Origin of the sequence: Ferrovum myxofaciens (genome assembly GCF_013181415.1) — a bacterium.
Taxonomy (GTDB): domain Bacteria; phylum Pseudomonadota; class Gammaproteobacteria; order Burkholderiales; family Ferrovaceae; genus Ferrovum; species Ferrovum myxofaciens.
On record NZ_CP053676.1, the window covers coordinates 1,422,815 to 1,436,601 of the forward strand.

General features: G+C 56.1%; 13 protein-coding genes, 1 other RNA gene and 1 pseudogene. 3 read left to right on the forward strand and 12 right to left on the reverse strand.

Annotated elements, in window-relative coordinates; genetic code table 11:
* The first annotated feature begins 164 nt into the window (after positions 1 to 164).
* The 3 genes from HO274_RS06910 to HO274_RS06920 are packed head-to-tail and all read left to right on the forward strand — an operon-like array spanning position 165 to position 2,436.
* On the forward strand, positions 165 to 437 hold the full coding sequence (locus HO274_RS06910) for a FeoA family protein (RefSeq protein WP_035417588.1): 273 nt from the start codon (positions 165 to 167) through the stop codon (positions 435 to 437).
* Positions 434 to 2,299 carry a ferrous iron transporter B gene (gene feoB, locus HO274_RS06915; protein WP_031597757.1) on the forward strand — a complete coding sequence of 622 codons (1,866 nt, stop codon included), beginning with the start codon at positions 434 to 436 and terminating at the stop codon, positions 2,297 to 2,299. Before HO274_RS06910 ends, feoB begins: the two co-directional genes overlap by 4 nt.
* A gap of 2 nt (positions 2,300 to 2,301) precedes the next feature.
* Positions 2,302 to 2,436: a hypothetical protein gene (locus HO274_RS06920; protein WP_273118003.1), complete on the forward strand. Its 135-nt coding sequence runs from the start codon at positions 2,302 to 2,304 to the stop codon at positions 2,434 to 2,436.
* 11 nt (positions 2,437 to 2,447) lie between these two features.
* Here HO274_RS06920 and rnpB read toward each other — a convergent pair.
* The 12 genes and pseudogenes from rnpB to HO274_RS06980 form a co-directional block, all read right to left on the reverse strand.
* Positions 2,448 to 2,800: RNase P RNA component class A (gene rnpB / locus HO274_RS06925), an RNA gene on the reverse strand.
* Between the two features lie 25 nt (positions 2,801 to 2,825).
* A pseudogene (gene pyrC, locus HO274_RS13545) lies at positions 2,826 to 3,857 on the reverse strand (dihydroorotase); the annotation flags it as partial.
* A complete protein-coding gene (gene glmS, locus HO274_RS06935; RefSeq protein WP_273118005.1) occupies positions 3,854 to 5,683 on the reverse strand; it encodes a glutamine--fructose-6-phosphate transaminase (isomerizing) in 1,830 nt (609 codons plus the stop codon). The pseudogene pyrC and the gene glmS, both read right to left, overlap by 4 nt.
* A gap of 72 nt (positions 5,684 to 5,755) precedes the next feature.
* Entirely contained in the window at positions 5,756 to 6,340 is a 585-nt protein-coding gene (locus tag HO274_RS06940; RefSeq protein ID WP_273118007.1) for a DUF3501 family protein, read from the reverse strand.
* Position 6,341: 1 nt separating this feature from the next.
* The gene (locus HO274_RS06945; protein WP_273118009.1) at positions 6,342 to 7,673 is read right to left on the reverse strand and encodes a heterodisulfide reductase-related iron-sulfur binding cluster; all 1,332 of its coding nucleotides are present in this window, start codon (positions 7,671 to 7,673) and stop codon (positions 6,342 to 6,344) included.
* Positions 7,674 to 7,690: 17 nt separating this feature from the next.
* Positions 7,691 to 8,110, reverse strand: a complete 420-nt coding sequence (locus HO274_RS06950; RefSeq protein WP_031598757.1) for a rubrerythrin family protein — start codon at positions 8,108 to 8,110, stop codon at positions 7,691 to 7,693.
* A gap of 78 nt (positions 8,111 to 8,188) precedes the next feature.
* A complete protein-coding gene (locus HO274_RS06955) occupies positions 8,189 to 8,674 on the reverse strand; it encodes an RNA pyrophosphohydrolase (RefSeq protein ID WP_031598756.1) in 486 nt (161 codons plus the stop codon).
* Positions 8,675 to 8,746: 72 nt separating this feature from the next.
* Positions 8,747 to 9,394 (reverse strand): 7-carboxy-7-deazaguanine synthase, encoded by a 648-nt coding sequence (gene queE / locus HO274_RS06960; RefSeq protein WP_273118013.1) that lies wholly within the window; start codon positions 9,392 to 9,394, stop codon positions 8,747 to 8,749.
* 3 nt (positions 9,395 to 9,397) lie between these two features.
* Positions 9,398 to 10,438 carry a 6-pyruvoyl trahydropterin synthase family protein gene (locus HO274_RS06965; protein WP_273118015.1) on the reverse strand — a complete coding sequence of 347 codons (1,041 nt, stop codon included), beginning with the start codon at positions 10,436 to 10,438 and terminating at the stop codon, positions 9,398 to 9,400.
* Positions 10,435 to 11,136 (reverse strand): 7-cyano-7-deazaguanine synthase QueC, encoded by a 702-nt coding sequence (gene queC / locus HO274_RS06970; protein WP_273118016.1) that lies wholly within the window; start codon positions 11,134 to 11,136, stop codon positions 10,435 to 10,437. The genes HO274_RS06965 and queC overlap by 4 nt, the downstream gene beginning before the upstream one ends.
* Positions 11,136 to 12,371, reverse strand: coding sequence for a diguanylate cyclase (locus tag HO274_RS06975; protein ID WP_273118018.1), 1,236 nt, complete (start codon positions 12,369 to 12,371; stop codon positions 11,136 to 11,138). Before HO274_RS06975 ends, queC begins: the two co-directional genes overlap by 1 nt.
* Positions 12,372 to 12,436: 65 nt before the next feature.
* Complete coding sequence (locus HO274_RS06980; protein ID WP_273118020.1) at positions 12,437 to 13,777, reverse strand: hypothetical protein; 1,341 nt, start codon at positions 13,775 to 13,777, stop codon at positions 12,437 to 12,439.
* Positions 13,778 to 13,787: the final 10 nt, after the last annotated feature.

Here is a 13,787-nt window from a genome sequence, read left to right on the forward strand (position 1 = left end):
TTAATTCCTACTTTTCGCCACTATAGGCTAAGCAATGATGCGGGTCAAGGGAGAAACCCCTCAAAAAACCGAAGGATGGGAACCATTTTTTATAGGGCAGACTCTGAACTTGCAAATAGGAAGCATTCTCGTTTAAAATCTCTCCATAGGGGGTTTGTGCATTCATGAAAAACCGAATCTTTCGCGTCACCCATATGGCTCCTGGAGAATCCGGCACCATTACCCAGGTCAGCCTGGACGAGGGAGCAGATGTCCGTCTGGGCGAGGAGGGCGTGCGTCGCCTCGTGGAACTGGGCTTCATTCCTGGAGAGCATCTGCGTGTGATCCGGCGCGGTTTCCCCAGCGGGGACCCCATTGCCGTACGGGTGGGAAATTCCACATTCGCCTTGCGCCGAACCGAAGCGGCAGCGATCAAGGTCATCCGGGACGACGCATGAGTCATTCCACGGTTGCTGCGCTGGTTGGGGCTCCCAATTGCGGGAAAACAGCCCTGTTCAATCGACTCACGGGAAGCCACCAGAAAGTGGCTAACTATGCGGGCGTCACCGTGGAACGCAAGGAAGGTTCTCTCACTTCACCTCAGGGCAAGCGAATTCAAATCGTGGACTTGCCAGGCACCTATAGCCTGACCCCCACCTCTCTCGATGAATCCATCACACGCCGGGCTGTCCTGGGTCAGTTGCAGGAGGAAACCCCGCCGGAATTGCTGGTCTGCGTGGTAGATGCCACCAACCTGCGTCTGCACCTGCGTCTGGTACTGGAACTGAAACGCCTGGGACGCCCTCTGGTTCTGGCCCTCAACATGATGGATCTGGCACGGAGCCACGGTATCCTCATCGATGTTCCCGCCTTGTCCCGCGAACTCGATCTGCCTGTGGTGGAAACCATCGCAGTGGACAGTGGCGGGGCAGCCGGTCTGGTGGCCTTCATCGACCAAAATACGCCCTTCGCCGTTCCTGCAAGAACCGTGCCCTGGAAAGATCCGACCCCTCAGGAACTACAGTCCATTCAGTTGCGCGTGCGCACCATTCTGGCAGCGACCTGTGATGAGTCGAAGCGCGATGACCACTGGAACGAGCGCATCGATCGGGTGGTCATGCACCCCTTGTGGGGAATGCTCATTCTTGCCCTGGTCCTGTTCCTGACTTTTCAGGCGGTTTTTACCTGGGCCACCATTCCCATGGATCTGATCAAGGGAGTGGTGGGAATAGCCGTGAACTGGGTACACCAAATCTTGCCCGCCGGCCTGCTGCGTAGCCTTCTGGCCGATGGAGTCCTGAATGGCGCCGGCAGTGTCCTGATGTTTCTGCCCCAAATCCTGATCCTATTTGCCTTCATCCTGGCTTTGGAGGACTCGGGCTATCTGCCTCGGGCGGCTTTCCTGCTGGACCGCGTCATGGGCACCGTCGGCCTGTCCGGGCGCTCCTTCATCCCGCTCCTGTCAAGTTTCGCCTGCGCCATTCCCGGCATCATGGCCACGCGTACCATTCAGAATCCAAGGGATCGTCTGACCACCATCCTGATTGCACCCCTGATGACGTGTTCGGCTCGACTTCCCGTCTATGCACTGCTGATTTCGGCCTTCATTCCCAATCGTCCGGTACTGGGTCTATTCAACCTGCAAGGGGTGGTTTTGTTCATTCTTTACTGTGCCGGAATCATTTCGGCCATGGGCGTTGCCCTAATCATGAAACAACGTGCCCGCCATCGTTACCAGGCCTTGATGATGGAACTGCCTGCCTACCGCTTGCCCAATCTGCGCAATCTGGTCATGGGTCTGGTAGAACGGGGAGCCCTGTTCATCATGCGCACAGGCACCATCATTTTGCCCATCACCATCGTCATCTGGTTTTTAAGCGCTTTCCCTCCCCCTCCCCCGGGTCTGGTCGGCCCTGCCATCCGCCACAGTTTTGCAGGCATGATCGGCCAAGTCCTCGGGGTATTTTTTTCCCCCATCGGATTCAACTGGCAAATCTGTATTGCGCTGATTCCAGGAATGGTCGCACGGGAAGTGGCGGTGGGGGCACTGGGTACAGTCTATTCCCTCTCCGGGGAAGGAGGTAACAGCGTCAGCGAGGCGCTCGCGCCCGTGCTGGCTCATTCCTGGAGTTTACCCACTGCACTGGCCTTACTGGCCTGGTACGTCTATGCCCCCCAATGTGTCGCCACCTTGAGCGCGGTACGGCGCGAAACAGGCTCTTGGCGAATCCCCTCTCTCATGCTCGTCTATCTCTTCGGACTGGCTTATGGAGCGGCTTTTATCACCTATCATGTTGCATTGGCCTTCACAGGAGCATAACCATGTGGGATACCCTGATCACCCTGGCCATCGTAGCCGCCGCCATCGTTTACTCCATACGTCGTGTTTTTTTCAGTTCCCATTGCTCGGGAAAGGACTGCGAGCGTTGCAGTCCTCCCACGAAATCCGATCACTGAACACAAAAGAGGGGGGAAGTTGATCTGTAAGCCGGGTTCTGTCTAGGACAGTCATTCCTCTAGGCCGCCAGTTACCTGACGGCTCCAGCAACCTACCCGGAAGCGGCGCGAGCCACGCCAATGCTTCCCTATTTGGTCTTGCTCCGGATGGGGTTTAACTTGCCGTCAGCGTTGCCGCCTCCGCGGTGCGCTCTTACCGCACCTTTTCACCCTTGCCGTCATCCTTCCGGATGCTTGGGCGGTTTAAGTCTCTGTATCACTTTCCATGGCCTCGCGACCTCCGGCCGTTAGCCGGCATCCTGCTCTGTGGAGCCCGGACTTTCCTCCCCGGAACGAATTCCGCGGCGACTGTCCAACCAACTTCCCTGATCCATTCTACCAGAGGGAAGCACCTGCCAGTCCAGAATTTCTCCTGCGCCCAGGGGAACCAGGGTTTGGTCTTCAAAGTCTTGGGTAAGAGGCACCGTCCAGGGTTGACGAATCAGTGTTACCGTTTCGGAGTTACGGGGTACACGGTAAAAATCGGCCCCAAAATGACTGGCGAAACCCTCCAACTTGTCCAATGCCCCCAGGGCATCGAATACTTGTGCATAAAACGGCAACGCCACCGGTGCACTATAGATACCGGCACAACCGCAGGCGGTTTCCTTGTTCTGCCGGTCATGGGGCGCGCTGTCGGTACCCAGAAAGAAACGGGGATGTCCCTTTGCCACAATGGCGCATAACGCCTGGCGATGCTCCTCCCGCTTGAGTACCGGCAAACAGTAGTAATGAGGCCGGATTCCGCCTTGAAACAGCGCGTTTCGGTTATAGCGCAAATGCTGGGGAGTCACCGTTGCTGCCACCCCGGCACCTGCCTGTCGAACAAAATCCACGGCAGCCTCCGTGGTGATGTGTTCAAAAACCACGCGCAAATCCGGAAAACGTTCCAGCAAAGGGATCAACTCTCGCTGGATGAATACGGCCTCACGGTCAAAAACATCTATGCCAGGGTCGGTCACTTCACCATGGACTTGCAGCGGCATCCCGGTTTCTGCCAAAGCCTTCAACACCCTCTCACAACGCATCAGGTCGCGCACTCCCGCCTCTGAATGGGTTGTGGCTCCCTGGGGATAGTACTTGAAGCCCACCACGAATCCACTGGCCTGCGCATCTTCCACTTCATGAGGGGTCGTCGATTCTGTCAGATACAGGGAAAGCAGAGGGGTACACCCCGCCCCCTCCGGCACAGCCGCCAGAATGCGCTCCCGATAAGCCCGCGCCTGCACCACTGTGGTCACCGGAGGTTTGAGGTTGGGCATGGCCATGATGCGCCCAAATACCCGCGCCGAAGGTGGAACCACCGCACGCAGAGTCGCCCCATCGCGCAGATGCAGGTGCCAGTCGTCTGGCCGGGTCAAGGTCAACGTTTCCCTCTTCATTCCACCGTCACGCTCTTGGCCAAATTGCGGGGTTTGTCCACATCGGCTCCGCGCAGGCACGCGGTATGGTAGGCCAGCAATTGCAGGGGCACCACGTGGACCACCGGACTCAGGATCCCCTCATGGTCCGGAAGCCGAATCACATGAATCCCCTCGGAAGGAGAAAAATGACTGTCATTGTCCGCCAGCACATACAATTCCCCCCCCCGCGCGCGTACCTCCTGCAGGTTGGACTTGAGTTTCTCGAGCAGATCATCGTTGGGTGCCACGGCCACCACCGGCATTTCTGCATCCACCAGGGCCAGCGGTCCATGCTTGAGTTCTCCGGCTGCATAGGCTTCGGCATGGATGTAGGAAATTTCCTTGAGTTTGAGTGATCCTTCCAGAGCGATGGGGTAATGGGCCCCTCGGCCCAGAAAGAGGGCATGCTGCTTGCGGCAGAAACGTTCGGCCCAGAGCCGCAACTGAGGTTCCAGATTCAACACATGCTGCACTTTGTTGGGCAAGCGCCGCAAAGCATCGAAATACGCCGCCTCAGCCCCTTCAGTCAATACCTGGCGCGTCTTGGCCAAGGTCACCGCCAGAGCAAAAAGCGCCACCAATTGCGTCGTGAAGGCTTTGGTGGAAGCCACCCCAATTTCCATACCAGCACGGGTCAGGAATGACAACGTCGACTGGCGTACCAACGAACTTTCCGGCACGTTGCAAATGGCCAGGGAATGGTGCATTCCGAGGGATTGGGCATGTTTCAGGGCAGCCAGGGTATCCGCCGTTTCTCCCGACTGAGAAATGGTAATCACCAAGGTCTCCGGATCTGGCACTGAAGTCCGGTAGCGATATTCGCTGGCGATTTCCGCCCGACAGGGCATGCGCGCAATGGCCTCCACCCAGTAACACGCCACCAGGGCCGCATGATAACTGGTGCCACAGGCCAATAACAGAACATTCCGCACACCAGAAAAACACGCCTGAGCGCCCACGCCAAAGAGGTCGGGCGTGAATCCCCGAGCCAGAATCGGTTCCACCGTATCCGTCAGGGCGCGGGGTTGTTCCGCAATCTCCTTTTGCATGTAGTGATCGTAAAGCCCCAATTCGGCAGTTTCAGGCGAAAGATGGCTGATGCGTTCCTGACGATTCAGCGGTTCTCCCTGCAGAGTCATCACACGATAACCGGCGGGGGTGATTTCCACCACATCTCCGTCCTCCAGATAAAGCATGCGCCGGGTGTGAGCGATCAAAGCCGCCGCATCGGAGGCAAGGAATGTTTCTCCCTCACCGAGACCGAGCAATAGAGGACTTCCCTTGCGCGCTGCCAACAGAAGATCGGGATAAGACCGAGAAATCAGGGCAATGGAATAAGCTCCTTCCAATTGCCCAAGGGCAGTACGGAAAGCTCGTCCAAGGTCGGGCTCCTGGCGCCCATGGAAATGCACCAGATGTGCAATCACCTCCGTATCGGTATCAGATTCGAAAATATAATTTTGTGCTTGCAGAAATTGGCGCAGAAATTCGTGGTTTTCTATGATGCCGTTATGCACCACCACCATCTCGTTACTACTTTGGTGAGGATGGGCATTCCGGACACTGGGAACGCCATGGGTGGCCCAGCGGGTATGCGCAATGCCCAGAGTGCCCGTCAGTCCTGTGGCCGCCACTTCCCGCGCCAACTCGCTGACTCGACCCCTACTACGCACCCGCTTCAATTGACCCGAATCCAGTACAGCCACGCCCGCCGAATCATAACCCCGGTATTCCAGGCGTTTGAGGCCATCGATCAATATCGGTACGATGTCTCGGCGTGCCAATGCTCCCACGATGCCACACATAAACTTACTCCCATTTTGGCGAATTCAAGGCATTATGGGTGCATCGCGCCACGCTGGCAACTGTCCCCGGATTCAGGCGGTAATATCGGAACTGAGGGAGTGACGCACGGATTCCTCCAGGACAAAACGAATCACCGGATATTCAGGGTGATTCACGCCCACCGTCAACGCTGCCCCACTCCGTACCGCCTCGCGCTGGGAAGGGGAAAGGGTGTAGCGCAGAAAATGTACCGCCGAAGTTTTCTCAGCAGTTTCTCGCTCCATGTCTTCATCCGCCACAGGAAACACCGGTTCAAACCCCTCCACTTGCAACCACAGAGCGCGTTCGATCCCCTTGAGACGTGTCAGCATACGCTTTCGTTCGGTGACTTCGGAATATTCAATCAGGAGGGTGGCCTTCCAGTTATCGCCATCGGGAATCAGAGAAACATAGGAGGCCAATTCCTCCCGAATGGACTCGGGTTCAAATATCTTTTCAATGCGCAACATTTCCTGTATCTGGTATTGAATCGTCAGGCGATCTTCAAATAACAGGGTCAAATGTTTCCCCACATGGACGGTGCGCTGTTTCTTGTGGGCCATGACCCGCGCCCGAAACTCCAGACGTTGCCGGGCGTAGGATTCCAGCGACCATAAATCGTCAAGGGTCAGTGACATATCACTCCTCCGGTAATCCATAAGCACGGCGCACCAAGGTCAAAGGATGGGCCTGTGCCACTGCCTCACCCATACCCTGAACGATATGCCGGGTCGCAATGGGACAATCTGACACCACCACCTCCGGTTTGGCCTCCTTCATGCGGTTGAATACCGGTTTTCCGATTTTCATGGAGTCCTCGAAATACTCCACCTTGACTCCCCAGGTTCCATCATGACCAGAACAGCGTTCCACCGTGGTTACCGTAGTCCCTGGAATCATCTGCAAGAGATCCCGGGTACGCAATCCGATGTTCTGGACCCGCAGGTGACACGGCACATGGTAGGACACCCGCCCCAGGGCCTGGGAGAAATCCGTTTTCCACAATCCCTCCCCATGACGGGCCATGAAATATTCAAAGGGATCAAAAAAAGCCTGGGCCACCCGCGCCACCGCTTCATCCTCGGGAAACAACAGAGGCAATTCCTGCTTGAACATCAACACACAGGAAGGAACCGGTGCCAGCAAAGCATAACCCGCCTGCACCAGCGCATCCAGAACAGGAATATTCTGATTCTTCAGGATTTCAACCCCATCCAAATCCCCCAACTCCAGTCGAGGCATGCCACAACATTTTTCCTGTGCCACCCATCGGACAGGAACCTCATTATGCTCAAGAATTTTAAGCAGGTCCAAACCAATGCCGGGTTCATTGAAATTGGCATAACAAGTGGCAAACAACGCCACTTTTCCGGGGGTGTGCGCGCCCGGTCGGGGAGTAAAATTTTCGTTGGGGACAACACGCTGACGTAGGGGTGGGGAAGCATAGGCGGGCAAAAGCCGATCCCGATGAATCCCCAGGGTATGATGCATCACCGTACGGGTGAAACCAGGTCGGTTGACCGCATTCACCACATCCACCACGATAGGAATCGTTGCCAGTTTACCCAGGGTATCCGTACTGGCCAACAGTTTATCGCGCCATCGGGTTTTACCTGCACGGAACTGAATGGCCTTGGCCCGCAGCATGGTATGAGGAAAATCCAGATTGAAAGGATGAGGAGGCGTATAGGGGCACTTGGTCATGTAACACAGATCACAGAGATAACAGTGATCCACCACATCCCACAAGACTTTTTTTGCAACCTCCTCGACCTTTCCCGAAGGTGTGGCATCCACGGCATCGAATAACAACGGAAACGCCTGACACAAACTGAAACAACGCCGACACCCCTGACAAATGTCATAGATGCGTGTCATCTCCCCTTCGGCCTGCACCCTGTCCCAGAAATCCGCACTCTTCCAGGGCACCGGATGTCGAATGGGCGCTTCCAGATTGCCTTCGCCAGTCATGTGTCTTCCTTTCCGGGTTAGTCCGCCAGATTGTTCAAGGCCTGACTGAAACGATTGGCATGGGAGCGTTCCGCCTTGGCCAGCGTTTCAAACCAGTCGGCAATTTCGTCAAACCCTTCCTCTCTAGCCACTTTAGCCATGCCAGGATACATGTCTGTGTACTCGTGGGTTTCCCCTTCAATGGCGGCCTTCAAATTCTGGCGACTGGAACCGATAGGCAGTCCAGTGGCCGGATCCCCCACTGCTTCCATATACTCCAGATGACCATGGGCATGCCCTGTCTCACCCTCGGCCGTGGAACGGAAGACGGCAGCCACATCATTTTGCCCTTCGATATCGGCCTTGGCTGCAAAATACAGATAGCGTCGGTTGGCCTGGGATTCTCCGGCAAAAGCTGCTTTCAGATTTTCATGGGTTTGAGTACCTGCCAGTTTCATGGTCTTGCTCCTTGGGTGAGAAATTAAATTAGAATCGATCTAAACCTTCGAAGACTATAGGTCAGTACAGAATGCTTGTCAATCCCTTCGTGACAACTCGAGAAACGAAGCCAATTCCTCGAGCGCAGTCTGATATACCGTACGCTTGAACTCCACCACGCTTTCCATGGGGATCCAATAGGTATTCCAACGCCAATCATCAAATTCGGGCTGCTCTGTAGTTGCCAGAGAAACATCCGAATCGTTGCCCACCATGCGCAGCAGAAACCAAATTTGTTTCTGACCCCGGTAATGACTGCGCCAGTCCCGTCGCAACCATTGGGAAGGGACATCGTAACGCAGCCAGTCGCGGGTACGCCCCAGAATCCGGACATGTCGGGGCAACAACCCCGTTTCCTCCGCCAACTCACGATACATGGCCTGTTCGGGGGTTTCCCCCGCCTGAATCCCTCCCTGAGGAAACTGCCAGGCTTGCTGGCGTACCCGTTTAGCCCAGAAAACCTCATTATGTTCATTACATAGAATAATTCCGACATTGGGTCGGTAACCTTCCCGATCGATCATGCGTCCCCCAACTGGCAAATCTCAAAGTGCTATTCTATCCGTTTTGCGCCTCGGCTTAGGGAGAGTAGTTCATCAGGGGATGCCCAACCATTTATGGATCTGCAGGGAAAGTTGCCAGCGCGGATGGGAACGACAATAAGACACGGTGGCCGGTTCATGACGCCGATCCCCCCCCTCATCCAGCGGTTGCAGCAGAAAATGATGGAAATTCAACGTCACGAACCGTTCCGGCGGGCAATCGGTCTGAGGGTACACCAACTTCAATTCATCTCCCCTATGCACTTGCAAAGGTTCCTTACCCTTGGGACTGACACAGATCCAGTCGATTCCCGGGGGAGGCGGTATCGTCCCGTTGGTTTCCACTGCCACCCCAAATCCCCGTTCATGCAATGCACCAATCAAATCTTCATCCACCTGCAACAGGGGTTCCCCTCCCGTCAATACCACCCAGCGTCGCATGCTGTCCTCCCCCGCCATGCCATCCTGCCAGCAGCGCTCGATCGCATGGGCCAAGGCAGGAGCAGAATCAAACTTCCCCCCGCCTGCGCCCTCCGTTCCCAGAAAATCCGTATCACAAAATCTGCAACGGGCCTGAGCACGATCCTCTGCGCGACCACTCCACAAATTGCAACCGGAAAAACGGCAAAAAACAGCTGCGCGTCCCGTATGGCAACCTTCTCCCTGAAGAGTCAGGAATATCTCCTTGACGCTGTAAGTCATGATTTATCGAAGAGGGCCGTGAATGGGCAAAGTCCAGACCTTTCCTGAACCCGGGGTGTCATACAGATCCAGTCTATCCAGGGCGGGTAGCAAGGGACGGGTACGCGCCACAATCCAGTCGAGCAAAGCCAGGGTGGTTCCTGCCGGAACCTTGTCATGCAGGGGCTGGTGATCCAACTCACGATACAGGGGGTCAAACAGGCGTTTGACTTCTCCAAAATCCTGGGTCCAGCCCATCATCTCGTCCAGAGGAGCAGAAAGTCCCAAGCGCAAGCGATAGGTATGCCCCCACAGCCCTCCCTCAGGAGAGCGCAGGGCACTGTCGAAACTTTGTTCCTTCCAGATGCGATAACGGGTACCATCAAAAGAACTACCGCTGGAAGCGGTTTCATACACCGTGACTTGAGTCAATACCTGTCCCTGGGCTTGCAAGCGGGACCAGATCCAACTGGCCAGAATTTCAGAGGTGGGAATATCCAGACCCCTCAGTTCATTCAGACACTGTCCATGCAACTGGGCATGCAACCTGGCCCACTGGGTTTTTAACTGCATGACCTGACCTTCTTCCCAGGGAAAAAACAACACAGCCTCGAATCCATGTCCATGCAGACGTCCGCATTTATGTCCGGCGGGCACATTGGGAAGAAAATGCGCCGACTCGAAACGATCGCGCATCCATCCATGCAACCGTCCTGCGGTATCACGCACCACCCCTTGCCGGGGGCCCGATGCCAAACATCCGTGACTGCCCGGAGCCAAATCCAGTTGCTTTTCGATCCAATGCCAGATTTCCCCGTCATGCCGTTGGGAGAAAAGCAAATCAAGGTCCTGATAATCCAGCCGCTCCACCACGTTGCTCAGCAGGTCACCCAATCCCCCACTACTCTCTCCCTGCAGCGGATGGCATACTTCCACCCGGAAACTATGACCATGACGGCCTTGCAAACGCAGGTCCGCCGCTCCGGGCACCCGTCGGGAAGCCTCGAACCCACGGGCCTGCCAGTCATGGCGCGCTCCCGCAGGTTCGGTTGCCTCTGCTTTCATGCCGTGACACTCCCGTAACGCACCATCAAAGGATCCGGCACCCCCACCTGGGCAAATCCACGGGCCCGCAACAAACAGGCATCGCAATGTCCGCAAGGTTTCCCCTCAGGCCCCGGATCATAACAACTGGTGGTCAGCCCATAATCCACGCCCAAGACCAAACCCTGCCGTATGATGTCGGCCTTGGTCAGATTCAGAAGCGGCGCATGGAGAGTCAGTGGAGCCCCTTCAACTGCTCGGCGAGTTGCTAGATTAGCCATCCTTTCAAAAGCGCTCAGATATTCCGGACGACAGTCCGGGTAACCGCTGTAGTCCAGCGCATTGACCCCGATGAACAGGTCCGATACCTCAAGTACCTCAGCCCAGGCCAGCGCAAAAGACAGAAAAATAGTATTCCGGGCGGGCACATAGGTCACTGGAATGGCCTGTTCCTGATCAAGATTGCGATCCTTGGGGACCTCCTGAGTGGTCGTCAGAGCCGATCCCCCTATCCCGCGCAGATCGATATTGACCACAGAATGGTGGATCACTCCGGGTTGAAGGGCAAGACGCCGGGCGCAGTCCAATTCGTGAGCATGACGTTGGCCATAGGCAAAACTCATGGCGTATACCCCAAAGTCCTGTTGGCGCGCCATCGCCAGTACGGTGGCCGAATCCAAACCTCCGCTCAGCAGGATGACGGCGTTTCGCCCTGCCATCAGGCGAGTTCCCGTACCACTTCGGCCAGACAAGTCTTTCCTTTGCCCGAACGCTTGGCTTGATACATGGCTCGATCTGCCGCCAGCAACAACTCATTGGTGGTCATGCCATGCAGCGGAAATAATGCCGCGCCTATGCTGGCCCCCAAACGACAGGTCTGTTGATTCAGAATCATGGGTTGGGAAATCGCTTCAATCAACCGGGCACCTAATTTCAAAGAGTCATCCTCGGTCAAAGCGGCCGCGGAGAGGACCACAAATTCGTCACCCCCAAGACGAGCCACAAATCCTGTTTTTCCCACCACTTCCCGTAAGCGCCCGGCCACGATCACCAGTGCCTGATCTCCGGCCTCATGATGCAGGGTATCGTTGATCGGCTTGAAACCATCCAGATCCAGAAAAAACAGACTGTACGTCCGGCCCTGCCCATGCAAACGCCCATGGACATCGTGAAAATGGGGACGGTTGGGCAAACCGGTCAGGGAATCGTGCAGCGCCAGAAAGTCGATGCGTTGCCGCGCCGCTTCTTCTTCCGAAACATCCCGCACCATACCAATGATCAAGTTACCCTGCTGACGTTTCACTTCCGTCAAGGCAATCCTCATGGGGAAAACCTCTCCTGACGTCCTCAAGCCCAGAATCCGTTCGTCCTGCACGCCCTGTACCGTGGATACCCCACCCCATTGGTGGGGTACGGCCCCCCCTCTTTCCGAGATCAGACGAGTCACCTTTTTCCCCACCATGTGGGTTGCGGGGTAACCAAAAATCTTTTCTGCCGACTTATTATAACTTTGCACCACACCCGCCTCGTCAGTGGTGATGATCGCTTCGAAGGCATTGTCCAGAATGGCAAAAAGACTGTCCTGCAAGGTGGCGATGCGTTGCATGGAGCGCATGCGTGCCTCCAGCACTTCGAACACCACAGGCTTGATGAGATAATCGTCAGCCCCGGCATCCAGAGTGGACACGATTTCCTCCTTGGCCGACAAGGAAGTCATGATCATGACCGGAACCCAGCGCGCCCCCGTCATAGCCTTGATCCGTCGGGTTGCTTCCACCCCATCCATTTCCGGCATGATCACATCCATCAGGACCAAATCGGGCACCCGCGCCTGATAAGCCTCGACAGCCAGGCGGCCATTCTGGACATAGGTCACTTCGTGACCCTGCTGTTCCATGAACCGCTGAATCGGTAGCGAAGTCGCGCGCGAATCATCGGCGAGGAGAACGTGCATGCTGATTCACTCCTGTGTACATACCATTGTGAAGGGAGAAACATTGTAAAACATTCCTCACTCTCTCAACCAATTTTCGATCCAATACGTGCGGCTTCAACCACGGTTCGATCAAGCAATTCCAGACATTGATCCAGGGCTTGCGTCACCCCCTCGTCGGAAAGCGTTTCCAACCAAGGAAACAGAAGACGTGCGCCCAGACAAAGACGCAAAGCCCATCGCTCAGGCCCTTGGCCGCCTCCCTCCCCCAACCGGACCGGTTGCCCCCAACGCCCTCGAACGCCGGATCCGGGCTGTGGCAAACGCCGATAAAGCGCGTCCAGAGCACCTCGTTCCAAGGGATTTCCTGAAGCTCCGCACACTTCAAAGGAGAAAATAGTGGGATGCACATCCCACAGTTCCAGGTCACCGCTCCGCTCCAGCCTTGGCATGGATTCCAGGGCTACGGCGGGCCAACGTCCGACCTGCTGTTCCAATGCCGCCTGAAACCTTGCCAGATATCTGCCCAAACCCTCTTTTGGAACGAGGTGCCAGCGTTTCATTTCCGCCAGCGCCGCAACCCAACGCAACAGGACGCCCACGCCCAAAACCTGTTCCTTCGATTCAAATTCTTTATGACAGGTACGGGAATACAACAACGCCCCCGAAAAAGGAGGCCCTCCGATAAATTTTGACCCCGTGATGGCCACCGGCCAATCCCAGTCCAGATAATCCTTCACCCTCGACCAGGCAACACGTAACTGACAAGCATCCACCAACACGTGAAGTTGCCCAGGATAACGGGCGACCATTTCCCGCGTGCCGTCCACACCTGGAACCACCTGCCCCGTCTTGGTTCCATCCGTCAGTACCAACAAAACCTGTCTGCCGGACTTCAGCCAAGGAATCACCTGGGTCCAGCACAGTTCATCCCGTAGCGCGGCAGGAATCAAGTCTCCGCTCTTTGCGCGCACCAGCAGGGATATGACCTCTGCCGGCGTGCAACCCAAAGCATTCTGAAGCGCTTCGGGAACCCGACTTCCGGTTTCGCTGCCCTGACACAGGATCAGAACGGGGTTTTTCATCTGTCTGAGCAAATGCCGTCCTCCCTCGCCCAATGCCCCACTCCCCGATGAATACAGATTCGCTCCATAATGAACCGCATCAAGTTCCATGACCTGCAACAATTCCTGAGCCAGGATTTCCTGGATCTGGCATCGTTCTGGGTTCTCTGCCACCGTGGGCCACCATTGTCTCAAAACTTGAAAACTTCTCTGGGACAGGGCGGAAGCCGTGGCCGAACCCCACTCCCCTACCTCGTCCTGGGGTAATGGAGGAATCCCGTAAGCATTGACACCAGTGTATGGGTCGAGGTGCAGACGGGGGTCAGCATCCTCAGCCAACAAACAGGCAATGCGCTGGTCCATGCTTCCCCCG

Coding starts and splice junctions, on each gene's coding strand:
- HO274_RS06910 (WP_035417588.1), top strand. CDS start 165: ATGAAAAACCGAATCTTTCGCGTCACCCATATGGCTCCTGGAGAATCC.
- feoB (WP_031597757.1), top strand. CDS start 434: ATGAGTCATTCCACGGTTGCTGCGCTGGTTGGGGCTCCCAATTGCGGG.
- HO274_RS06920 (WP_273118003.1), top strand. CDS start 2,302: ATGTGGGATACCCTGATCACCCTGGCCATCGTAGCCGCCGCCATCGTT.
- glmS (WP_273118005.1), bottom strand. CDS start 5,683: ATGTGTGGCATCGTGGGAGCATTGGCACGCCGAGACATCGTACCGATA.
- HO274_RS06940 (WP_273118007.1), bottom strand. CDS start 6,340: ATGTCACTGACCCTTGACGATTTATGGTCGCTGGAATCCTACGCCCGG.
- HO274_RS06945 (WP_273118009.1), bottom strand. CDS start 7,673: ATGACTGGCGAAGGCAATCTGGAAGCGCCCATTCGACATCCGGTGCCC.
- HO274_RS06950 (WP_031598757.1), bottom strand. CDS start 8,110: ATGAAACTGGCAGGTACTCAAACCCATGAAAATCTGAAAGCAGCTTTT.
- HO274_RS06955 (WP_031598756.1), bottom strand. CDS start 8,674: ATGATCGATCGGGAAGGTTACCGACCCAATGTCGGAATTATTCTATGT.
- queE (WP_273118013.1), bottom strand. CDS start 9,394: ATGACTTACAGCGTCAAGGAGATATTCCTGACTCTTCAGGGAGAAGGT.
- HO274_RS06965 (WP_273118015.1), bottom strand. CDS start 10,438: ATGAAAGCAGAGGCAACCGAACCTGCGGGAGCGCGCCATGACTGGCAG.
- queC (WP_273118016.1), bottom strand. CDS start 11,136: ATGGCAGGGCGAAACGCCGTCATCCTGCTGAGCGGAGGTTTGGATTCG.
- HO274_RS06975 (WP_273118018.1), bottom strand. CDS start 12,371: ATGCACGTTCTCCTCGCCGATGATTCGCGCGCGACTTCGCTACCGATT.
- HO274_RS06980 (WP_273118020.1), bottom strand. CDS start 13,777: ATGGACCAGCGCATTGCCTGTTTGTTGGCTGAGGATGCTGACCCCCGT.